Annotated in this window: 15 protein-coding genes and 1 CRISPR repeat array; of the genes, 10 read left to right on the forward strand and 5 right to left on the reverse strand. The window is 55.6% G+C overall.

Features of this window, described 5'->3' with window-relative positions:
• The first annotated feature begins 19 nt into the window (after positions 1-19).
• The 8 genes from GTO91_RS04210 (at position 20) to cheB (ending at position 10,078) form a co-directional block, all read left to right on the forward strand.
• Positions 20-382: a response regulator transcription factor gene (locus GTO91_RS04210; RefSeq protein ID WP_161255331.1), complete on the forward strand. Its 363-nt coding sequence runs from the start codon at positions 20-22 to the stop codon at positions 380-382.
• A 3-nt stretch (positions 383-385) separates the two neighbouring features.
• The gene (locus GTO91_RS04215; protein WP_161255334.1) at positions 386-1,021 is read left to right on the forward strand and encodes a chemotaxis protein CheC; all 636 of its coding nucleotides are present in this window, start codon (positions 386-388) and stop codon (positions 1,019-1,021) included.
• Complete coding sequence (locus GTO91_RS04220; RefSeq protein ID WP_161255336.1) at positions 1,014-2,723, forward strand: ATP-binding protein; 1,710 nt, start codon at positions 1,014-1,016, stop codon at positions 2,721-2,723. Before GTO91_RS04215 ends, GTO91_RS04220 begins: the two co-directional genes overlap by 8 nt.
• A gap of 6 nt (positions 2,724-2,729) precedes the next feature.
• Positions 2,730-4,103 carry a CheR family methyltransferase gene (locus GTO91_RS04225; protein WP_161255339.1) on the forward strand — a complete coding sequence of 458 codons (1,374 nt, stop codon included), beginning with the start codon at positions 2,730-2,732 and terminating at the stop codon, positions 4,101-4,103.
• Positions 4,100-5,137, forward strand: coding sequence for a chemotaxis protein CheW (locus GTO91_RS04230; RefSeq protein ID WP_161255342.1), 1,038 nt, complete (start codon positions 4,100-4,102; stop codon positions 5,135-5,137). Before GTO91_RS04225 ends, GTO91_RS04230 begins: the two co-directional genes overlap by 4 nt.
• A 121-nt stretch (positions 5,138-5,258) precedes the next feature.
• Positions 5,259-6,716 carry a methyl-accepting chemotaxis protein gene (locus tag GTO91_RS04235; protein ID WP_161255345.1) on the forward strand — a complete coding sequence of 486 codons (1,458 nt, stop codon included), beginning with the start codon at positions 5,259-5,261 and terminating at the stop codon, positions 6,714-6,716.
• A 16-nt stretch (positions 6,717-6,732) separates the two neighbouring features.
• Positions 6,733-9,012: a hybrid sensor histidine kinase/response regulator gene (locus GTO91_RS04240; RefSeq protein ID WP_161255348.1), complete on the forward strand. Its 2,280-nt coding sequence runs from the start codon at positions 6,733-6,735 to the stop codon at positions 9,010-9,012.
• Positions 9,013-9,043: 31 nt separating this feature from the next.
• Positions 9,044-10,078: a chemotaxis-specific protein-glutamate methyltransferase CheB gene (cheB, locus tag GTO91_RS04245; RefSeq protein ID WP_161255351.1), complete on the forward strand. Its 1,035-nt coding sequence runs from the start codon at positions 9,044-9,046 to the stop codon at positions 10,076-10,078.
• An 80-nt stretch (positions 10,079-10,158) separates the two neighbouring features.
• Here the strand turns inward: cheB and GTO91_RS04250 are convergent, their stop codons facing one another.
• A complete protein-coding gene (locus GTO91_RS04250; RefSeq protein ID WP_161255354.1) occupies positions 10,159-10,443 on the reverse strand; it encodes a hypothetical protein in 285 nt (94 codons plus the stop codon).
• A 299-nt stretch (positions 10,444-10,742) separates the two neighbouring features.
• Here GTO91_RS04250 and GTO91_RS04255 point away from each other — a divergent pair, with 299 nt between their 5' ends.
• Both GTO91_RS04255 and GTO91_RS04260 read left to right on the forward strand, forming a co-directional pair.
• A complete protein-coding gene (locus GTO91_RS04255; protein ID WP_161255358.1) occupies positions 10,743-11,255 on the forward strand; it encodes a ferritin in 513 nt (170 codons plus the stop codon).
• Positions 11,256-11,439: 184 nt separating this feature from the next.
• Complete coding sequence (locus GTO91_RS04260) at positions 11,440-11,883, forward strand: hypothetical protein (RefSeq protein WP_161255361.1); 444 nt, start codon at positions 11,440-11,442, stop codon at positions 11,881-11,883.
• A gap of 533 nt (positions 11,884-12,416) precedes the next feature.
• A CRISPR array of direct repeats spans positions 12,417-13,735; the repeat unit is 38 nt; unit sequence GCTTCAACGAAGCCACGCCTCACGGCGTGGATGTAACG.
• 206 nt (positions 13,736-13,941) lie between these two features.
• Here the strand turns inward: GTO91_RS04260 and csb2 are convergent.
• Genes csb2 through cas3g form a run of 4 tightly spaced genes read right to left on the reverse strand, consistent with a single transcriptional unit; the run spans position 13,942 to position 21,256 of the window.
• Positions 13,942-15,453 carry a type I-G CRISPR-associated protein Csb2 gene (gene csb2 / locus GTO91_RS04265; protein ID WP_161255364.1) on the reverse strand — a complete coding sequence of 504 codons (1,512 nt, stop codon included), beginning with the start codon at positions 15,451-15,453 and terminating at the stop codon, positions 13,942-13,944.
• Between the two features lie 4 nt (positions 15,454-15,457).
• Positions 15,458-16,486 (reverse strand): type I-G CRISPR-associated RAMP protein Csb1/Cas7g, encoded by a 1,029-nt coding sequence (gene cas7g, locus GTO91_RS04270; protein ID WP_161255367.1) that lies wholly within the window; start codon positions 16,484-16,486, stop codon positions 15,458-15,460.
• Positions 16,487-16,509: 23 nt separating this feature from the next.
• Positions 16,510-18,735 (reverse strand): type I-G CRISPR-associated protein Cas8g1/Csx17, encoded by a 2,226-nt coding sequence (gene cas8g1 / locus GTO91_RS04275; RefSeq protein WP_235919144.1) that lies wholly within the window; start codon positions 18,733-18,735, stop codon positions 16,510-16,512.
• The gene (cas3g, locus tag GTO91_RS04280) at positions 18,728-21,256 is read right to left on the reverse strand and encodes a type I-G CRISPR-associated helicase/endonuclease Cas3g (RefSeq protein WP_161255373.1); all 2,529 of its coding nucleotides are present in this window, start codon (positions 21,254-21,256) and stop codon (positions 18,728-18,730) included. The genes cas8g1 and cas3g overlap by 8 nt, the downstream gene beginning before the upstream one ends.
• Positions 21,257-21,453 lie beyond the last annotated feature (197 nt).

A 21,453-nucleotide genomic window follows, 5' to 3' on the forward strand; every position in this document is an offset into this window, starting at 1 on the left:
AACCCCGGGAGGGATCCCAATGAAAATCCTGGTTGTCGATGATTCCATCGTCTATCGGACCCAAATCGTCAAGCTTTTGCGTGATAACCTTCCAGAGGCTGACTTCATCACAGCAGGAGACGGCGTGGCGGGTCTCGAGAAGTTTGTAGAGGAAAAGCCGGATGTGACACTGCTTGACCTGCTTATGCCGGGCATGAACGGGCAAGAGGTATTGAAAAAGATCAAAGAGGTCAACCCTGAGGCCCGGGTAATCGTCCTGACAGCCGATATCCAGAAGTTTATCGAGGTCGAGGTGCGTGAACTGGGGGCCTGGACCTTTTTGCACAAACCGATCACCCGCGAAAAGGCGGAACAGGTAGCCCAATTGATCAAGGGGGCATGACCGATGCTGTCGCCGCTTCAGCAGGACGCCCTCAGAGAGTTTATGAATGTCACCATCGGACAAGCAGGCAGTGTCCTCTCGGAGATGGTGAATCAAAAGGTGCGCTTGGAGGTTCCAGAGGTCTACCTCTTGCAAAACCTTCAGGAGACGGAGGAGGGAGAACGGCTCTCCGGATACCTGACCGGACATGTGGTCTCTTCGGTGTTGCGCTTCGAGATCGGGTGCAACGGCGTCGCGCGACTGGTCTTTCCGAGAGAGAAGGGGAAACTGCTCGTCAATCTCCTTCTCGGCGAAGAACTGCTGTTCAGCGGAGAACCTGGTGACAACGGCTTTTCCGAGACAGACACAGACGCTATGAAGGAAGTCGGCAACGTGTTGCTCAACGTGATCGTGGGCAGCCTGGGCAACCTGCTGGAGACGCGCATCGAGTACTCCCTGCCGGAGGTGGAGTTCCTCTATCTCCGTGAAGGAGAACAACGCCCCGTTCTCTGTAGCGGCTACTACACCCTCGTCATCCGCAACACCTTTGTTGTGGGCGACACTCGGATTGAAGGCGCCATTTTCGTCATGTTGTGCCTCGATTCCGCTGCTCAACTGCTGGGGAAAATTGACGAATTGCTGGTGGAGTTGTATGGCTGAACAGAATGCAGAGCAGACGGCCCAAGGGACTGCAGAACATGCTGCGGAGCAGCCTGCAGAACAGATCAACGGACAAATCGCCGAACTGCGAGCCCATGCCCTGGCGAATGCCGACATGGGCATTGCCGTTCTTGACGAAGAGTACCGGATCCTCGTTTGGAACGTCTGGTTGGAACGGTTGACAGGAAAAAAAGCCGACGAGGTGCGAGGGAAAAAGCTGGTGGAACTCTTCCCGCGCTTCAACCACAATGTCTTTCGCCCCATCTTTGAGCGCGCTTTTTTTGACGGACAGAACCGTTTTTTTTCCGGCGCCTTTCACCGGTACTTCTTCCCGCCGGCTGATGGGTCGCTCCTGCCGTACATACGTCAGAACATGCAGGTTCAGCCTGCGCGCATCGGCAACCGGCGGTATGTGCTGATTCAAATCACCGATATCACCCGCCAGGAACTGCGCGTTCACCAAATTAAGGGGCTCATCCGGGAACTGAAGCTCGCCAAGGAGGAATTGAAGGTTTCCCGGGAGATGGCCGTTGTAGCCAACCGGGCCAAATCGGAGTTCCTGGCCAACATGTCCCATGAGATCCGCACGCCGATGAACGCGATCCTCGGTTTTGTCGACCTTACTCTGGCGACGGAATTGAACGCCGAACAGTCGAAGTATCTGGGCATGGTGAGATCGGCGGCCCAGTCGTTGATGCGGCTGCTGGAGGACGTCCTGGATATTTCGAAGATTGAGTCGGGACAACTGGCCGTGGAACACCAACCTTTTTCCCTCGTCTCGGTGCTGCGGAGCGCCGTCGATCTCTTATCGGTCAAGGCGAGTGACAAGGCGCTGCAACTAAAGTACCAGATCCCGGCGGGAGCGCCGGAAACCCTCGTCGGCGACGCTAACCGGCTGGCCCAGGTCCTGGTGAATCTATTGAGCAACGCCGTCAAATTCACCGACGCCGGGGAGGTCACCCTGGGGTTCGATATCCTTAAACAGGATCACCGCCATATCTCCCTGCGGTTCTTTGTGCGGGATACTGGGATCGGCATCGACCCCGATCGGCTGGAAGCGGTTTTTGAAAAGTTTTATCAGGTGGACAGTTCGTCCACACGCCGCTTCGGCGGGAGCGGATTGGGCCTGGCGATCGTCCGTCAACTGGTGGAGAACATGGGTGGTCGCGTCTGGGTGGAAAGCGATCTGGGAAAAGGCAGCACTTTTTATGTCACTTTGCCCTTTGGCGTTGCCGCGCCGCAGCATGACCTGTTCGATGAGGATGTGAGCGAGGGAGATATGGGTCTAGGGGAGAGCGCCGTGGACGACGCAAGAGGCGTCCACATCCTGCTCGTCGATGACGATGTCTTTAACCGGACGATTATCGGCGCATGGATCCGCCGTTGGGGCTATACGCTGCGCGAGGCGGCCAACGGCAAAGAGGCGCTGGCCGCCCTGGAGGAAGAGCGCTTCGACCTGATCCTGATGGACGAGCAGATGCCGGGGATGAGCGGCATTGAAACAGTGGCCCGGATCCGGGCAAACCCCCGTTGGGAAGGTCTTCCCGTGATCGCCGTCACCGCCAACGCGATGAAGGGCGATCGGGAGCGTTTTTTGGCGGCAGGGATGAATGACTACCTGTCTAAGCCCTTTACCCCTGCCGACCTGCTGCGTGTGGTCAAAGTCTGGGCATTCCGGGAGAGGGAGAGGGAGGGGGAATAACCCTGCATGGCCTGCGGGATGGCCGAACTCCAGCAATTGATTTCGGAGAGAACGGGATGGCGTTTCGACCAGTCCCGCCGGGACAACCTGTTGCAGGCGCTACAGGCGCGGATGGCGGCTTGCGGGGTTGCCGATTTTGACGGCTACTACCTTTTGCTTCTCGACAAGGGGTCGGCGGGGATGGAAGAATGGCGACGGCTGATCGACGCTGTCACCGTGGGGGAGACCTTCTTCTTCCGTGATCGCGGTCAGTTCGCCTTGCTCCGTGAGCGCATCCTGCCTGCGCTGTTTGCGGAGCGGGGGGATAAGAAGGTGCTTCGCCTCTGGAGCGCCGGCTGTTCCACCGGCGAAGAGGCTTATTCCCTGGCTATTCTTGTCGATGAACTGGTGGGAGCGGCGCCGGGGTGGATGATTGACGTCATTGGCACCGATATCAACGAAGAGGCCTTGCGCATCGCTCGCGCGGGGCGTTACAGCGAATGGTCGCTGCGCGCCACCGGGCCGGAACGGCGGCAGGAGCGCTTTCGACGGGTCGACCCTGGACGCGGGAGAAGCGCTGGGCCGGTGTGGGAGGTCGATCCCGCCATCCGTTCCGTTGTTCAGTTTCACCGGTTGAACCTGCTTGACGGGCCGCTGCCCGACCGGTTCGCGCCTGTTGCGTCGACAGATCTGATCATCTGCCGCAATGTCTTCATCTATTTTCGTCCGGAAGCGATCCGGCAGGTCCTTGCGGACTTCTTTCGATGCCTCAATCCCGGCGGATTTTTGCTGACCGGTCACGGTGAACTGCTCGGGCTGGAACCGGGTCAGGCGCCATTCCCTTTTGACCCTCTCGTTTTTCCGGAGGGACATATCTGGCAAAAGCCGGTGAATCCGCCGCCGGCGCCTTCCTCACGAGGGTTTTCCACTGCTGCGATCACACAAGCACCGCGCAAGCAACCCTTACAGGGCGCGCGACCGGCGCAGCGGCTGCAAAACCGGCCTCCTTTCCAACCGCTGATTCCTGCGATGCCCCAAACGTCGCAATCGGGACAAACACCGCTTCCGCCCCGTGGCCCTTTGCCGCAGAAGCCGGCAAGCGCAACTGTAGGGAGTGAAGCGCCGGAACCGGGTAACCTCGACACGTGGATGGACAAGGCCCGTGATTTTGCGAACCGGCGCGAGCACGACCGGGCAGAGGCCTGTTGCCGGGCTATCATCGCGGTCAATCCTCTCTATCCGGAAGTGTACTACCTACTTGGATTGATTCGACTCGAACAGGGCGACTGGCCAGGCGCCCATGCCTTTTTTCAAAAGGTGTTGTTCCTGGCGCCCGATCACGGGCCAGCCCGCATGGAGATAGATCATGTCCGCCTGCTGTTGAAGGAGAATGACCAATGAGGGGGAACGAAAAGGCGCCCGTCGCCTATATGATCCTGCCGCATCAGGGACAACGCTACGCCGTGCCGACTGTCGCTGTGCGCCAGATCAGTAACCTGCCCTATTTGCAACCGGCGAAGGAGTATCCTTCCCCGGTGGTCGGTTTGCTCCACTGGCGGGGTCGGGTGATTCCGGTGCTCGACCTGAACCGGTGCCTGGGTCGTGGCGACCGGCCCATGTCCCTGACAGACCGGTTGGTGATCTTAGAGGCGGAAGGAAAACACTTCGGCCTCGTTGTCGAGGACTGCTGCGAAATGCGCGAGTTTTCTGACGAGGAACTCGACCTGCCGGACACCTTCCGCGGGGCGTCACGCTTTCCTTCCTATATGAAACGGACCTTTTCTGATCGGGAGGGACTCTGCTTCATCATCGATCTTCCCCGCCTTCTGGCGGAAGCTGTCGACGAGGCGAATCGGCTTGAAGAGGGCCAAGCTCCCGATGATGGGACGAGAGCATCCAAATCCTGGACGGCGGAGGAACGCCGGATCCTGCTGACACGGGCGCGGGAGTTGCTGCGGGGAAAGGGAAAGAGCGGAGAAGAAGGAACGCGAACGGGGGCTGTCGTCGTCATCGGTCAAGAGCGGTTTTGGATCGACATCCACTTCGTGCGTGAGTTTGCCTCGGCCGACCCCCTGATCCCCATCCCCTGCACGCCGCCTTTTGTGGCCGGTGTCAGCAAGCTGCGAGGGCAGCTGATCACCGTCTTCGATCTTCGACCACTGATTGGCGCCGCAAAGGAACGGCTCTCGCGGGAGACCGGGAGACTGGTCGTGGTTGAGGCGGAAGGCGTGCTGGCCGGACTGCTCGTAGAAGAGGTGATCGATGTCGTCCCGATCCGCCCCGAGAAGGTCCGCCTCTCGCCGCTGGCGTTGCAGACGATCCCGGAAGAGTATGCCGGCGGGGAAGTCCAATTCGCGGAAAAAGCGAGGGCAACCATCCTAGATGTGGCTCGCATCCTGAGCAAAGGGGACTTGGTCATCCAGGAAGAGGTATAGCTTTCGGAGGGGCACGGGTTCCAAGAAAAGCAACCAGTTGCAGGAGGTCTACGGGCTCCGTAAGAGGCACAAGAAGCGGTTGAGCATGCTGTGATGATTGCAGAAAGGAGGGACTCGGCGGATGAAGTTACAAAAAAACCTGCGCGCCAAGATTTTCGGAGGATTTGCCCTGCTCTTTGTATTCCTGGCTGGACTTTTTGGCGTTGATACATACCTCGCCTTCCGGGTCATCGGATTTCAGGATGAATCCTTAACCCAGCAAAAAGAGGCCCAGTTCATGCTAGAATTGGAGAATGCCCATCTGGTGTGGATGAATGATCTGAAAGAATCCTTGCTGACGGAAAAATCCTTTACGGGGATCCTGGATCATACGAAGTGCAAACTGGGCACCTGGTATTACGAGTATACGACCACAGCCGAGTACCAGCAGATGTCGCCGGAGATGAAGAGTGTTCTTAAAGAACTGGAAGAGCCGCACCGCTTGCTCCATGCCTACGGCGCAGAGGCAGCGGCGCTGATCAACAGCGGTAAGCTCGATGAAGCGGAAAAGGTCTACCGGCAGAAGCTGACACCGGTGACCGACAAGACCTACAGCCTGCTCCGGGAACTGATGAACGACAACCTGACCCGGTCGTCGGCGTTGACCAAACAGGCGGAAGCGGAACATGAGAAGGTGATCCGTCTCTATTTCATCATCAGCGTCGCCGGCATGATTATCGCCGGTCTGACGGCCGCCTATCTCTCCACAGGCATCGCCCGGCCCATCCAGGCGACGATTGAGACGATCGCCACGACGACAGCCGAGGTGGCGGCGTCGGTGGAACAAAATGAACGGACGGCCATCTCGCAGTCTTCGTCTGTGGCGGAGATCACCTCGACGATGGAGGAATTGCGCATCTCCTCGGATCAGTCCTTTCAACAGGCGCGGCGCATCGCCGACAATGCGCAACTGTCGGCCCAGGCGGCTGTTGGCGGCATGGGAACCGCTGAGGATACGGCGCGGGAGATGCGGGAGTTGAAGGAGAAGGTCAACTCCATCGCCGTGCAGATGCTGAACCTGAGTGAACAGGTGGGCCAGATCGGCGCCATCAGCGGCACCGTCAAGGAACTGGCTGATCAGACCAACATGCTCGCCCTCAACGCCGCCGTGGAAGCGGCAAGGGCCGGCGAGCATGGCCGCGGTTTCGCCGTCGTTTCCGCCGAGATCCGCAAACTGGCCGATCAGAGCAAAAAGGCCTCCCAGCGGATCGGCGCCATCGTGGGCGAGGTGCAGAAGGCCACGAACACGACGGTGATGGTGACCGAAGAGGGTACGAAAAAGGTGGACGCCACCGAACGATTCACCTTGCAGACGGTGGAGGCTTTCGGCGGGCTGCACCAGAGCATGGCGGAAATCTCCCATTATATCCAGCAGGTGTCCCTGAATCTGCAACAGCAATCGGAAGCTGTCTCCGGCGTCACATCGGCCATGGAGGAGATCCTCCGGGGCACTAAGGAGACCGCGGCTGCCATCAGCCAGACGAAGAGCGGCATGCAGAACCTGAACAAAGTGGGGATCATGCTGAAAGACATGGTGTAGGACGAGGGTGGGGCAGATGCGGATCGGCGACGATGAACTGCGCGAACTGTTCCAGATCGAATCGACGGAGCGGTTGGATCGCATGGAAGCCAATCTGTTGCGACTGGAAGAGGCGGGCGCCGAACCGTCCCTGCTGACGGAACTGTACCGGGACGCCCACAGCCTCAAAGGCGCAGCGCGGTTGGTCGAACAGACAGATATGGAGCGCCTCGCCCATCAGTTGGAAGACTGCTTTGATCAGGTGAAAAGCGGCGAGATGCCTGTCACGCCCGTCTTGGTGACGGAACTGGAAGTATGGCTCGATAGTCTTCGGAAGATGGCCTACCAGGCGGTGACCGGTGATGGGGCGCTGGATGTTTCTCCGGATGATGTGATATCAACGAATCGGGAATCGGATACACCCGCTGACAGGGCGTGCCAATCGCAGTCGCATTCATATGAGAGGCCGTCGATAATGCTAGAAGCCCTGGCAGAAGCAAATCCGTCAACCGATCCGTTGATAGAACCTCATACGCCGGCGGGGCAGAAGGCATTACGACGGGCGCCTGTCGAACCGTCCCCCTTACGGGAACCGGAGAGCTCCGCCGACGCCCGTTTCGAAACGGTGCGCATCGCCACAGCCCGCCTCGATGACCTGCTCCAAGAGACAGGGGAACTGACAGTCGTACAGCGGCGAATCGAGGACCGCGCGCAGCAGTTAGAGCACTTGATCAGTTCCCTGGAGGAGGTGGCGATTGGAACATCGTTCCTCCATGACGGCCGCGGCGGCGTCGCTTCATCGCTGTTGCGCGGTCGCTTCACCCAGTTGATCCGGGACTTCTCTGACCTGCACAAACTCCTATCGACAGACACGGAACGCCTGTCCTATATCGCCCACCACCTGCACGAAGAGGTGCGGGACATGCGGCTCATGCCCCTGAGCATCCTCTTTGGCCAGTTTCCCCGGCTCGTGCGCGACCTGGCCCGCGATCAGGGAAAGGAAATCCGCCTCGAGATCAGCGGCGACGACATCCTGGTGGATAAGTTGATCCTAGAACAACTGAAAGATCCGCTGGTCCACCTGATCCGAAACGCCATCGATCACGGCGTCGAAAGGGCAAGCCGCCGGCGGGAACTGGGCAAGCCAGATTTGGCGACGATCCGCCTGGCGGCGAGCCAAACGGAGACCCATGTGCGCATCGAGGTGGCCGATGACGGCGCCGGCCTCGACGCAGCGGCCATCCGGCGCAAAGCCATGACCCTGTCCTTGCGCAGCCGGGATGAATTGGAGGCCATGACAGCGCAACAGATCCAGGCGCTCGTTTTCGAATCCGGCTTTTCCACCCGCTCTGTCGTATCCAACATCTCCGGCCGGGGAATCGGTCTGGATGTGGTCAAGCACACTGTGGAAAAACTGAAAGGCATGGTGCAGATCCATTCGGCCCCCGGCGAGGGAAGCACATTCCGCCTCAAACTCCCCCTCTCGTTGATGACGACGGCCATTGTCGTCGTCAAGGCCGGGCGCTATTATTACGGTATACCGGCGGAGTGGGTGACCAACCTGATCCGCATCTCCACCAGCGACATCTATAAGAGCGGCGGCGCCCCGACGATCCGCTACGAAGGCCAGCCCATCTCGGTGGCGGAACTGTGGGCTCTGCTGGAACTGGACGCCCCTACGCTGAAGCCGACTGGCGAACACCGGTTTTGTGTCGTCATCTCCACGGGCGAGACGGCCGACAGCCTGGCGCTGATCGTTGACGCTTTCATCACCGAAGGCCAGGTCATCGTCAAGCCATTCTGTCCCCTGCTCAAACGGGTGCGCAATGTGCTCGGGGCGACGACCCTGGGGACTGGGGAGGTTTGCATGGTCCTCAACCCCCACGACCTGATCCGCACCGTTCGCAAGGGCGGCGGGCGAAAAATCCCCGACCCGGTTCCGCAGGCCGCGAGAAAGCCCAGGGTGTTGCTGGCCGACGACTCGATCACCACCCGGGTGCAACTAAAGCGCATTGTGGAGAGCGGCGGTTACGAGGTCGTCGCCTGTGTCAATGGCGCCGAAGCCTGGAAGCGCCTGCAGTTGCGGGATGTGCAGGCCGTGCTCAGTGATGTGGAGATGCCGGAGATGGATGGTTTCGCCTTGACCGAGAAAATCCGCCACTCCCCGTCGCTCAAAGACCTCCCGGTCATCCTGATCACCTCCCTCAGCCGTGATGCCGAACGGCAGCGGGGCGTTGATGTGGGGGCTGACGCCTATATCGTCAAATCATCCTTCGACCAGGAGTTTCTGATGGAAACCTTGAGACGGCTCATCTAGCCGGGGTCGGGAGCAAGTAATGGAGGCGGGCATGAAGAAGATCCGCGTGGTCCTCGTAGACGATTCGCCGGTGGCGCTTTTTGTACTGAAGAAGATCCTCTCCCGGGCTGAACACATCGAGGTGGCGGCAACGGCGACAGACGGGCGCCAAGCCTTGGCCTTGATCCCCATGGTGGATCCGGATGTGGTCTGCACCGATTTGCACATGCCTGAGATGGATGGTCTCGAATTGACGCGCCGGCTGATGGAGGAGTTCCCGAAGCCGATCATGGTCATGAGCGCCGTTGACGGCAACGCCGAACGGACCTTCCAGGTCCTCCAGGCAGGGGCGCTCGAGTTTGTCGACAAACCGGCCGGATTGGCCGAAAAGGCACTGAACGACAAGGCGAAGGAGATCATTGATAAGATCAGCGTCCTGGCCGGGGTCAAGGTCTTTCGCCGGCGTAACCGGCAGCCCCAAATGCAATCACCGCTGGGACATGGGCAGCCGATCGCTGCCCCGGCTGTGATCGGCATCGGCGCCTCAACAGGCGGACCGACGGCCTTTACGGAGATCCTGCGCGAAGTCATATTCGATGTTCCTGTGCCCATTGTGGCTGTCCAGCACATGGCTGCCGGCTTCATGAAAGCCTTCGTTCATCACCTGAACGGATTTTCCCGGATCGAGGCGAAACTGGCGGAAGACGGAGAGAAGATGCGCCCCGGCCGGCTGTATTTCGCTCCTGAAGATTTTCATCTCGAGGTTGAGCGGGGCGGTTGCCTGCGCTTGACTCGATCTGCCCCGATGGAGGGCCACCGGCCGTCGGTCGGCGTCCTGTTGGCGTCGCTGGCGCGCCAGTACGGAGCTGACAGTTGGGGCATCCTGCTGACAGGGATGGGTAAAGACGGCGCCACCGCCCTCAAGGCTATCCGTGACGCCGGCGGCCTCACCATCGCCCAGGACGAGGCCAGTTGCGCCGTCTACGGCATGCCCGGCGAGGCAGAAAAAATCGGCGCCGCCTGCCGGTTCATGACGCCGCGGCGGATCGGTCAACTGCTGGCCGGGCTGGGGACGAATAAACGATAACGGAAAAATAAAAAACCGACCCATGTGGGGGCGCCGGCTGCTGACGAAGTCAGTGGCTTTTTTTCTGTTTTAAGGCGGAGTTAAGGGCCGAATAATAAGGCGCCGAAAACCCAATAGACTTGTGTGAAGAGCAAGAGCAGCCCGTTGGAAAACATCCCCCATCTTGAATAGGCATCCTTTCCTTTGCGGTATCCCGCATAACCTGCCGCCAATCCGATGGGACTCAAAATAATAGGAAAGAAAACGGCCAGGCGAAGCGGCGAGGTTAGACTGAGTGGCAAAGGCTGGAGGAAGAAATTTACTATCAGCAATCCGAGCATTCCGGCAATACCGACGGATATATAGCCCCAAATCCTGGTTCTCATTATTATCACTCCCCTTAACGATACCCCTTAACTATGCCTTTCCTTCGGGATTGATTTCATTCGTGATATCCATCCCGGATTCCTTGCGATTTTTCGTTTTTTTCCATTCCTGTAAAGAATAAAACATGCGTCCTCCTTGCGTAATGACAGGATGGCAGGAAAAACTAAATGGGACGCGCCGGTTATGCCGGGCACGCGGGGGATATGCCGGGCATGCCGGATACACCGGACATGTCGGACACCTCGGACACCTCGGACACGCCGGGTTTCCGGAAATAGCAAGGAGGTACGCGGATAGGATGTTCTCGCAAAAACTACAAGATGAATTAAATGAACAACTAAAGCACGAACTGTTTTCGGCCCACCTTTACCTCGCCATGGCTGCCTACAGCGCCGATCAGGACCTGAACGGCTTTGAAAACTTCTTCAAGGTCCAGGCCGAAGAGGAACGATTCCATGCCATGAAGTTCTTCGACTTCATCAACGAAATGGGCGGGAGGGCGGTGCTCAAAGGTCTTGATGAGCCGCAGAACGAGTACGCCTCGATCCTGGACGCCTTTGAAAAGAGCTATGAACATGAGCGGTTTGTGACAAAACGGATCTACACCCTGATGGACCTGGCCACCGATGAGCGTGAACACGCCACCATCAGCTTTCTCCGCTGGTTCATCGATGAACAGGTGGAGGAGGAGGCACTGTTCTCAGGTGTAATCAAAAAGCTCCGCTTCGTCAACAACAACCCGAGCGGACTGTTCATGCTTGACGCGGAGATGGCGAACCGGACCTTCACGCCGCCGGCGGGAGAAGCATAGGGGTATAGGAAAGAAGCGTTAGGAGCTTCAAGGGTAAGGTTTAAGGGGGATAACAGGGACGCATGGAACCCATGGAGAAATCTTTTTTCGGGATTTCTCCATGGGTTTTATTTCATGGGAACCCAATCGTCTCCAGATTCGTCTAAACTGTGAAACCGTCGAAGAAATCAGAGGAGGGGAAGGGTTGGAACGCATTTACGAAAAAAAAGAGCAGGCGCTGATCGTCATCCCGCTCGTCATCGTGTTGCTGTTGGGAATCGCCTATATGGGTGCTCATGCCTTTGAGAGAAATGTTATCTACAATCTGGTCTTGAATGTCGTCATGATCGCGATATGGATGTTGCTTGCCCTTTTCAACTGGCTAGTGTTGCCGGGAGAAGGAAAAAGAAAAATCGCCGCTTCTGTCGCCTTGTCCCTTGTTTACTTCATCCTCTTTTTCTTCATCACAAGCGCCATTTTGCCCAAAGTGCGCCTGTTCGGTATCAGACCGGGTTATGGTCTCTATTCCCATGAGTCGATCCGTGTAGGCGTGTACTTGATTTGGGCGCATCATTTTATTTTGTTGCCTCTGTGTACATTCTTTTTTAGCATTATTGTTAATCGCAAAGAAGCTTTTAATGAAAAGTAGGCCAATTTACAACAATTTCTAAAATGTTATTCTCAACGGAGCCGCGTATTCATTACGCGGACGGATTTTTTTGTCCAAAACTAGGCATGGCTTAATAAATTCTTCAACGGAGCCACACCATACGGCGTGGATGGAATCACCTACCGGTAGCTACGGTAGTCAGCTTATTCTCACTTCAAAGAAGCCACGCTTTACGGCGTGGATGTAGCGTTCCTCCGGTATCCCCGGTACCGAGACATCCAAGAGCTTCAACGAAGCCACGCCTTGCGGCGAGGATGTAACTGCTCCAGATGGTTGACCGGGGAGCTATGACGCCGCTTCAACGAAGCCACGCCTCACGGCGTGGATGTAACCCAAGAAAGCGCCGATACCCCGAGGACGTGGATCTTGCTTCAACGAAGCCACTCCTCACGGCGTGGATGTAACCCTCTTTTGCGGCGTCACCCACCTTGTCTAGGTTGCTTCAACGAAGCCACGCCTTGCGGCGTGGATGTAACCCCCAAGCCACCCAAGGTCGGCGGCGTCATCGTCGAGCATCAACGAAGCCACGCCTCACGGCGTGGATGTATCATATGCCGTATCCATATTGGGCACTTGCATATATGCTTCAACGAAGCCATGCCTCACGGCGTGGATGTAACTGTTTGACCGGTCTTTTCCGAAGACCCATTTGCAGCTTCAACGAAGCCACGCCTTACGGCGTGGATGTAACCCGATCCGCGCCGCACTTTGCCGGCCCTTGGGAATGCTTCAACGAAGCCACGCCTCACGGCGTGGATGTAACCCTGCCCAACCTGCGGACAGGACATGCCAGAGGAGCTTCAACGAAGCCACGCTTCACGGCGTGGATGTAATCGAAAGCGCAACAACGCGGGGAGGACAAACCGCTGCTTCAACGAAGCCACACCTCACGGCGTGGATGTAACTATCCGTAGCGTGGGAGGGCTGCTTCCGGCATCATGCTTCAACGAAGCCACACCTCACGGCGTGGATGTAACTATCCGTAGCGTGGGAGGGCTGCTTCCGGCATCATGCTTCAACGAAGCCACGCCTCACGGCGTGGATGTAACTATATTTTCTGACCCTCTTGAAGGCGTTTTTCAGGCTTCAACGAAGCCACGCCTCACAGCGTGGATGTAACTGACGGGCACATCGCGTTTTGTCTCAATTGCACAGCTTTAACGAAGCCACGCCTCACGGCGTGGATGTAACTTTCCTCGGGCGCCTTCTTTCCGCATTGTGGGCAGCTTCAACGAAGCCACGCCTCACGGCGTGGATGTAACGCGACCGTTCAGGCTGGTCGGAATGCTGACGTTGCTTCAACGAAGCCACCCCTCACGGCGTGAATGTAACCTCACTTTGCATCGGCAGCGCGGCCGCCTTGTGGCGCTTCAACGAAGCCACGCCTCACGGCGTGGATGTAACGCTCGACCATGATCTCGTCGCGGCCACCGGCAATGCTTCAACGAAGCCACGCCTCACGGCGTGGATGTAACGGCCGAGCGGAAAGCCTTTGAGCAGCGCGGCGAAGCTTCAACGAAGCCACGCCTCACGGCGTGGATGTAACGTCGCTGAGCGCGCAGTCTGTGTGGGTCGGGAGAGCTTCAACGAAGCCACGCCTCACGGCGTGGATGTAACAGACGACGCCCGCTTGGTCGATGTAGGCATCCCGGCTTCAACGAAGCCACGCCTCACGGCGTGGATGTAACTGATGACGGCGCTTAAGGCGCGGATTGATAAGGCGCTTCAACGAAGCCACGCCTCACGGCGTGGATGTAACGGCGCGTTCCCCGGCACCCGTCTTCCAGTTTCGTGCTTCAACGAAGCCACGCCTCACGGCGTGGATGTAACGCTATTCCTCAAAAACCCTTTCACAGAAGGGCTCTCAGTCCCCTCTCGCGCGAACCCCATTTCGATTTGCTCAAAACAGATATAGCGCACTTCCTACAAAATAAAATCCTTTGAATAGACAAGGGTTTTTCTTCATCGCGAACCTACGGCTATTTTATGATCGCCACAGGTTCGCGCATTTCTAAGACAAAACATCAAACGTTCTGATTAACCCAGATCAGGCACAAACATCCCCAACCCATAGTGATTGCCGTAACCAAAGGCCAGCGGACCAGACACAGGATTGTCAAATTCAAGCGTTAGGCTGTAGGATAAGCCGGCGCTGTGCCCCTTTCCCCGTTGACGGATTGTTTTAAAGGAAAGACAGCGAACAGGGTGATCCGGACGGGCCATGATGGTCGAAGAGCATTTTATACTGACAAGATTAGCCCATTCATGGCGATCAGCATAATGTTTGTTCCATTCTTTGCGAATCTGATCTTCCGGTCCGTCGATTTGCTCTCCATTGGCGTGGCACTTTAGTCGCCCGTCTCGATAGCATTTGGGATGTCGGGTTAGCACAAGGGGAGTGGCCGATCTCCAACGCCGGGAAGGTCCAAAAAGCTGCGGCAGATTCGCCGTCAGGTCTCCCATCTTGTAAAGACCCAGCAGCATTAACCGCAGTCGTTGCTGGGTTTTAGAACCATCGTGGTCATGGACGCCCCAAGGGATCTCGTTGAGGGTTTCAAAGGCGAGCAATTCTTGAACAGTAAACCCTGCCGGGGAATAGACGACAATGTGGTCAAGATAGCCGTCTCCGTCTGTATCAACAGGAAGATAGAAGGCATGGCGATGTCCTTTGGCGGGCTGACCGTCTACCCTGCCGGACAGGGTGACGGAGATACGTCCTTCAAACAGTCTGCCAAAGAGTCCCATAACGGCGATACGAGTTTGTTCACCAACCCGAAGGGTCTCCAGGACAGACGGAAGCGGTACACGATCGAGGGCAAAACAGGCTGCCACATAATCCAGGGGCTTATCGCGCCTATCTCTAACTGGGAGTGTTTTTTGGGTATCTGTGGAACGCAGGTATGTCACCCACCGGGCATGGGGCGGGTCAATGGACTTGTTCGCGCCTCGGTTTATTCCTGTTTGAAGGAGCAAGACATCGATCAGCGTGTCGCCTTGAACACCGAACAACGTTAACAGCCGCAAATGTTCCGTCCTTCGGGCGAAAAGCGGAAGAGAACCGACAGACAATGGGACACAGTTCACCGCAGGTTGAGACAGGTCCGAGATGATTCGGCATTGCGTCCATGAATCGGCTCGCCCAAGGTAGGTAACATTGCCAACAAGTTTAGATAAAATCTCAAGATCAGCAGGCGTGTAGTTTACATTCGGCCATATCACCTGCAGAGGCGTAGCGCGATCGATCGCTACAAAGGCATCGATGACCAAGCCGGAACCGTATTGGCTTCCCTCGACGATAGGCATGTAATGTCGCGAGTGACCGACAGATGTCGGAGGGAGCACATAGCAGGGGAGGGCTGTCAGGGGAGTCAACAGTCTCATCATCTCGGCGCGCGTGATTTCCGGCATCGTCTGCATCCAAATGGCTGTTAGCGCCCGAAGAATCCGCCACGGCGAGGGTGGCCACTCGGGGATGCCTTCATTGCAACTCTTTCCCCACGGTGTGGCGTGATATTTGCCGGCAAGGAAATTGATTTCCATTCCGATCATATCGTTATTCTCCGGCAGTTTCAATGGATTCCGAATCGCCCGCTACGCTGTTGGCGCTGTTGTCCTTCTTCCAGTTGGAGGGTGGAATGAAGTTGACAACGGTCACTGGGGGCGACACAAAGTTCTCTATGTTGGGGATCTGTTTACGGATGAAAGCGTCAACCGCATGAAAAGCTGGCAAGTCGCAATCGGCGGGCTTGTCCAACTCCAGTTCGTTGTTCTCGTTTACCGGCGTCAAGTCACAGGCGGTTCTCAGATGCAAGCCATCGTTGATGAACTTATAGATTTTCCAAACCGCCAATGAAATCAAAAACTGTTCAGATCTTTCACCGAGACCGTAGGAACGCAACAGGACAAGATCAATATTGAAAAAGGCCGTGATCGATTCGGCAGTATACTCTGTGCGAGGATATAAGACGTTGCCGAATCCTTCTTTTGTGTTGGCGCTCGGTTCAATCCGATCGATTTTTACGCCGCCGCTTTCAACGGGTAAGACCTTCGTCGCTTCGATAAATCCGGATAACAGCCGAGGAAACCGAAAGAGACTGCCTTTTTCCTTGATATTTGCCAGAAAAATTCCGTGGATCAGCGAGTTAGGATCGACACTGAACAAGAAGGCAGCCATTTTCTGTGTGCTTCGGCCATCTTTTTGGGCATCTTGAACCGCCTTGACGAGTTGATCATGGAAGCTCGTGTCTTTGCTTTTCAGGATGTAAGGGGAATTCAGCCGATGCGCCTCCGTCAATGAACTGCCCAGATAAGCGCCGTTCATTTCAATGCGGACATAGGGCATCCCACGCAGCGATTCGGCAACGTCCAATGCAGCGTCGTCCCAACAGACTTTTTCGAGGCGGTTTGCTACCGATTGAGGGGATTCAACCAGCAGCATGCTTTCGCCATTGGGCATCCGATAGGTTGCCGCACCTAATTCAGGGAACCCGGTGGGCTGAAAACGGTTTCCCTGTACCGGCTTTAATGGCGCGCGCATAAGGATTCGTGAAGATTTACCAAGGGCGGTAAATAACCTTTCCATTATTACGGCCTCCTTAATCTTTTTTATCCCCGGGTCAATGGGCGTAACACCCGATGCATCACACGGCGGATATCGGTGTCGGAGATAGGAAACAGTAGAGCGGCCCCCAAGCGCGTGCACTTCTCGCGGCTTACGGAAAAAGCTGGCTTTCGCGAGGGGGTGTGGCTTCCTCCTGTCGCCAGCGGGATGAGTCCCGCTGTTCGCAGTCGTCGTAATGCAATGTCTACGGCGCCATCGGGATCTCCGTTGACCAAGCGTTTCAGCAGGGTTGTATCCGTCGGCAAGCCAGTGGAATCAGTCGCCTCTAAATGTTCAGTCTGCGGAAGCGGCCGGTGATGGTACTGTAATTTGCATAAGCCATAGAGTCGGCTCATTGGCCATTCCAGATCAGATAACCCTGTTTGTTCATGTGACTTCGGCTGATATTGGGGAGAGAGCAACGAAAAAGCGAAAATGAGGCGTTCAATTTTCTCATCGTCAACATCCCCTTCGATGAATCGGGTGATATCGGCTAATGGAACCAGGGATAGTCCAAGGATCGGCGCTTTGCGTTGTGATGTGACGCGGCAATAGGTTTGATAACGGCGCAAGAACAGGTGGATAATGTTTTGCGGCAGCGGTCCTTGGCTCCATGCGTCCTCACGCCAATCGCTTACCCATGTCAATCGCCGTTGTTCTGCAATATACCGGACTGGAGAGAGGTATTCGCGCATAGTGGGAAGGATGACTTTTCGCGGTTTTTCGATGGTGTCCCCCCATACTGCCAAGCATGTCATTCCGGCAGCCAATCGGTATTCAGGCGAGCCGTCGTTTGCGTTCATAAACCACTCTTTGGATAGATAGGGCAGGGGATGAATCCGGAACTTCCGGTTGCTTTTCATGCTGTAATATAACGCTGTTTCTGCATTGGATAGCGCGTACATCAGATCGTGGAGGCGTTCAGCGTGCTCGTCCTGGGCATAGGCGAATATCGCCGCTTCCAGTGAAGCGCCGGCTCTTCGCAGGCGGTTGGACGCATCAGAGTTGCGGATCTCCCGGAAAAAATGCTGCACCCATGGGTCGATTTGATTCAGCAAATGGATTTTTGGTTGCTCTTTGATCTGTAGGCGTCCCAGCGGCACGGCGAAACGTGACTTTCCATTGCGAACGATAAGCCCAACGCGTTCAAAGGAGGACAAACCTCTTTGCACGCCGTAAGCGACGGCGGCGCGAGCAGAGTCAGAAGCGGTTTCAGCCTGGCGTCGACCGATCTGCATCCGCCCCTCGGCCATGAGACGGGCCACTTCCGGGAAGTAAGCGGGACGCTCCCAGAGAGGCAGCCAAATCTCCGATTGTTGGTTTTCGCTCACGGCTACCGTTGTTGCGCCACCTTGGGAAAGGTAGACCGTAAAGGGGAATGAAATCCGTTGTCTTCCTTGCGCCTGCAACCGGCGAGTCACGACGCCCGCAAAGAGAAGCATTCCTTCCATCATCAGAACAAAGTCCCATGGATTGGTTAATGCCCCGGCTGAAAAGCCCTGTGTGCCGTTGAGTCCGCCGACGCTGCCAGGATGGTATTGACCGGATGAGGTGTCTTCGACGAGCCGGGGGGCGCCTCGATCAAATAGTGATTTTTCCAGCCATGCTTTGCTGCTGTTGCGGAACGCTTCATCAATCGGACCTTCATTTAATGGAAGAATTTGTGCGAGGCATCGCATGTAGACATTGGAAAACTCCAGATTGCCGTCATTGCCGCCGCTTCCCAACAATGGGGCCATAGATAAGCGATCATCGGTAAAGAGGCATAGCGCATCCAACCACAGGGCGAAATCATCGGACATCCAGGAGCGCAGCCACCGGATCATTCGTTGCTTTTGCGCTTCCCTATCCTTCTGCTTAAGATTGCCCGGTTTTTTTAGCCGGTTATGGTCGATGAACTGTTGAATCGTTTCGATTGCGTCGCGCAACAAGGAAAAACGGGGATGACTCGATTGTTTGACCGTCTCTAATGTTCCGGAGGCTGTCGGGCCTCCCCAGAACCCCGAGCCGCCATTCCAGGGCGCCAAGATCGGGGTGGGGGTGTATTGATCTAAGAAAAAGGAGATGATGGATGACTCATCCGGCAGACCGGAAAGATGATAGCAACCGTCTTTCCAAGCGCCCTTTACCGGCAGTTCGGTTTGCTTGGCAAGCAGACGATGTGCGCCCAGCGCTTTTAGGTAATGAATGATCGGTTCTGAAGGACAGCCGTTAAGGGGTGTCTCACGCATTAACACTGCATGTCTCTCCCTCCACAGACATACTCGCGCGAATATCGGCGGCCCGAAGCAACGCTTCCAGAAAGGCGAGTCGAAACGGTCCTAGCCGATCTAACAGTGTCAGGCTGCGCATCAGCCATGACGGTCTTTCTTCATCGGGACCGCCAAGACTTGCCCAGTCTAACGATAGGGTGGTGGCGGGAAAGGGAAAACCTAAATCAACTGGCGGGACAGAATCTCCGTCTTGAATGCCAAGGATCATGTGTTCCCTTCCACTTGCTCTCTCCCTTTGAGGAAGGGGATAAGACTGAATCCCGATTCGCACATGTCCATGATGACTTGCCACGAGATATCTTGATAAATCGGAAATTGACAGGGGTTCATGACCATTAGGATTAGGAACTTGAATGGAATCGTGGGCTAACAGCATCAAGAGGCTGGCAAATTCATGACGGAAATGAGGCCGTTGATGATGTTTAGGGGGGCAGGGCGACTTGGCCCATATGGTTCCAAGACGTTCGCCCTTTTCTGAATCGCCGAGATCGGATAACAAGGTAGTCTGGAAGGTTTCGTGGCCCTTTCCTATGTCGTGGCAGATAGCAGCCGCGTATATGTCAGGGTGATAGGTTTCGAGATCGGGGAGGTCCAATGACTGTAACAACCGCGTTGCATGACGGGCGACATCTGCGCTATGGTCCGCCAAGCTGAGCCATTGTTTCTGGAATGAGTAATGATCATCGCCCGATGATTCATTTGGATGTATGTCGTTTATTTGAACAACGGGCACAGGTTCTGTTTTTTGAGGCGACCAGCCGAGACTCCTGTCATACCCGCCCGCTTCAGCGTCGATGAGGATGACTTGTCCAGGGTATAGATCATGGGGGCGGTAGGAGCGCCATTCTCGGTCAAGGAGATCCCATACCCAAGCATGACCCACATGGTCCTTAATAAATGTTTGGGCTTCATGGATGACGACAGGACATAATTCTTGGTGAAGAGGTCGGGGAATATCTGGACTGGGGGGCTGGCGATTTAATGATCGCCAGCAAAAAAATACATCCCCGTTTTTGGTGTTGCGGACAAACCTTGACACGTCGATGTCGTTTCCGCTTAAGTCGGCTGTCGTGTTAAACAAATCGAGAAGATCTTGCTTGCGCAGCACGTCGAGCGCCAGTTCTTCCTCCGGCGACGCCTCTGGAAGGGAGGTTGAGGTGACCATTTCGCCGTTGATCGCTTGCAGGATACGGCGGGAACGCTGTATTGCCTCTGGGGCGTATGGCGCTGAATGTTTATCAGCAACGTCGATCCAGAACAGTTGCGCATCACGGCTTTTCCCATCCCGGTTTAAGCGTCCCATTCGCTGAACAATGTTCATCCAAGGGGCTAACTCGGTGATCAGCACACTGGATGAGATATCGATTCCCGCTTCTATCACTTGAGTGCTCACGATGATTTGTCCATGCGACATTTGTCCAGGCGAGTTCTCTTCTCCAGCCTTGAAGCTCAGGATTCGCTGGAGCGCGGCGTTCCGTTCCGGATGGCGCATCTGGGCGTGGATCAATACGGTATCGGGCATTTGGCTTTGTACAGCATCACTCTTCTTTCTGGTGCGGTTTGACTTTTGTTGCACGCCGGTTAAGGACTCGTACAACATCTGCGCTCGCTTAACTGTGTTCATGATAATAATGGTTCGTTGTCTTTCGCGATGAACGCGTAGAATGGCCTCTGCAAGCGCAGAAGGATATTTTGCGTTGTTTGTTGGCACGGACAGTTTTAATTCCTTGACTTCTTTGCCTGCGTGAATTCTCTCGGAGAGGATTTCGTTGGCAAAATCATCTGGTGACAAGGAGAAGTGTTGTTCTGTTGGCGGTTGCGGATGGTCAACGGTTTTTAAGCAATCCGGTTGCAATGTGGCCGACATCCAGACAGTATGGCAGTCACCAAAGGTTTTGAAGTTTTTACGAAATGCATTGAGTTGAGCCGATGTGGTGACTGCCGAACCCATCAACTGCGTTTCATCCATCACCCAGAGACAATCATTGTTTAACAAACCAAACTCAATGGGCCATCGGTATCGGCTGATAGCGTATCCTCGGTTTAACGCCCGAGACAACAGCATATCCTGTGTACCTATGATGACGCCTGGTTTTTCCGGCTCTATATCCCAGCGCTTGTACTCCACTCCGCCCATCAAGGTGATAAGGTAAGGTTTCTCAACTCCCGTAAGGCCGCTTTTTTTGATATACGATTCGTAATTATCGAGCCAACGGCTGATTCGCTGGGTCGTTTGCTCAACTAAAATACGCATCGGCAAACAGTAGACCAGTCGGTGGGGACTAGGCTGTTCGGATGATTTTGTGGCTGTGATGGTTTTCCAGAGCCATCGTAGTACTGCCGTCTCTGTTTTGCCGCAGCCAGTTGGGAGTTCAATTGTATCCGGCCATCTTTCTAAGCAAGCAAAGCGGCTTTGGAAAGGATAAGGGTCATGTCCGGTTATGTAGGAGAAAAAGCCTTCATAGTCCAAACCAAACAATGAGGGTATCACTCCTCTCATAGCTTAATAAATGAACTCTCTTTGTGATGGAAAAATTTCGGCGTCATCAGACAAATTCCTCTTTTGATGGAATAATTTTTCTGGAAATATGATTTATTGGTTAACTAATTATGAGCAAGCATCTTGCCTTTGAGGGTTAGCCGTTTCTTTGAATGAGAGAAAAAAGAAAAAGGCCC

The sequence above is a fragment of the Heliomicrobium undosum genome (assembly GCF_009877425.1).
Taxonomy (GTDB): domain Bacteria; phylum Bacillota; class Desulfitobacteriia; order Heliobacteriales; family Heliobacteriaceae; genus Heliomicrobium; species Heliomicrobium undosum.

Excerpts from the sequence above, each read along its gene's own strand:
- GTO91_RS04250 (WP_161255354.1), bottom strand. The coding sequence starts at position 10,443 with ATGAGAACCAGGATTTGGGGCTATATATCCGTCGGTATTGCCGGAATG.
- GTO91_RS04210 (WP_161255331.1), top strand. The coding sequence starts at position 20 with ATGAAAATCCTGGTTGTCGATGATTCCATCGTCTATCGGACCCAAATC.
- cas8g1 (WP_235919144.1), bottom strand. The coding sequence starts at position 18,735 with ATGCGTGAGACACCCCTTAACGGCTGTCCTTCAGAACCGATCATTCAT.
- GTO91_RS04255 (WP_161255358.1), top strand. The coding sequence starts at position 10,743 with ATGTTCTCGCAAAAACTACAAGATGAATTAAATGAACAACTAAAGCAC.
- cheB (WP_161255351.1), top strand. The coding sequence starts at position 9,044 with ATGAAGAAGATCCGCGTGGTCCTCGTAGACGATTCGCCGGTGGCGCTT.
- GTO91_RS04235 (WP_161255345.1), top strand. The coding sequence starts at position 5,259 with ATGAAGTTACAAAAAAACCTGCGCGCCAAGATTTTCGGAGGATTTGCC.
- GTO91_RS04230 (WP_161255342.1), top strand. The coding sequence starts at position 4,100 with ATGAGGGGGAACGAAAAGGCGCCCGTCGCCTATATGATCCTGCCGCAT.
- GTO91_RS04220 (WP_161255336.1), top strand. The coding sequence starts at position 1,014 with ATGGCTGAACAGAATGCAGAGCAGACGGCCCAAGGGACTGCAGAACAT.
- GTO91_RS04240 (WP_161255348.1), top strand. The coding sequence starts at position 6,733 with ATGCGGATCGGCGACGATGAACTGCGCGAACTGTTCCAGATCGAATCG.
- csb2 (WP_161255364.1), bottom strand. The coding sequence starts at position 15,453 with ATGATCGGAATGGAAATCAATTTCCTTGCCGGCAAATATCACGCCACA.
- cas7g (WP_161255367.1), bottom strand. The coding sequence starts at position 16,486 with ATGGAAAGGTTATTTACCGCCCTTGGTAAATCTTCACGAATCCTTATG.
- GTO91_RS04215 (WP_161255334.1), top strand. The coding sequence starts at position 386 with ATGCTGTCGCCGCTTCAGCAGGACGCCCTCAGAGAGTTTATGAATGTC.
- GTO91_RS04225 (WP_161255339.1), top strand. The coding sequence starts at position 2,730 with ATGGCCTGCGGGATGGCCGAACTCCAGCAATTGATTTCGGAGAGAACG.